Genomic DNA, 415 nt, shown 5'->3' with positions numbered 1-415 from the left:
TGCAGGCCGGCGACGACCTCGTGCTGAAGCGGATGAAGCGGCGCCATGCGCGGTCCGACGCGATCCGCTTCTGCCGGGAGGTGCGGCGGTTGCGGCCGGACGCGGTGTTCGGCGCCGACCTGATCGCCGGCTTCCCGACCGCGACCGGGGACCAGGTCCCCTGCCCCCCCGACCTCGTCGCCGAATGCGGCCTTGCGCCACACCGGCCAGGCGCTGCTCGCCGCCAGATCGCAGGCCCTCGGCTGCGCCCCCCGCCCGCTGAGCCGGTCCAGCGGCAGGCGAGGAGCCCGCTCCGCATGTGCTCCGGCGCCGGCGCCTCGGCGACGACCGGCGGCTTCTTCGGGTAGAGCGGCAGGGCGAGCTGCCGGGCATGGAGCTGCAGGCCGGGTCCGCCGTGGCGCGGCGCGGTGCCGTA

The 415-nt window shown here is 76.9% G+C and carries 1 pseudogene; it reads left to right on the top strand.

From position 1 onward, the window contains the following. Positions 1-347 (top strand): annotated as a pseudogene (locus MKK68_RS13155) (tRNA (N(6)-L-threonylcarbamoyladenosine(37)-C(2))-methylthiotransferase MtaB); the annotation flags it as partial. Positions 348-415: the final 68 nt, after the last annotated feature.

This window comes from Methylobacterium sp. E-016 (assembly GCF_022829745.1).
Taxonomy (GTDB): domain Bacteria; phylum Pseudomonadota; class Alphaproteobacteria; order Rhizobiales; family Beijerinckiaceae; genus Methylobacterium.
This window is presented reverse-complemented; position numbering and strand designations above follow the sequence as displayed.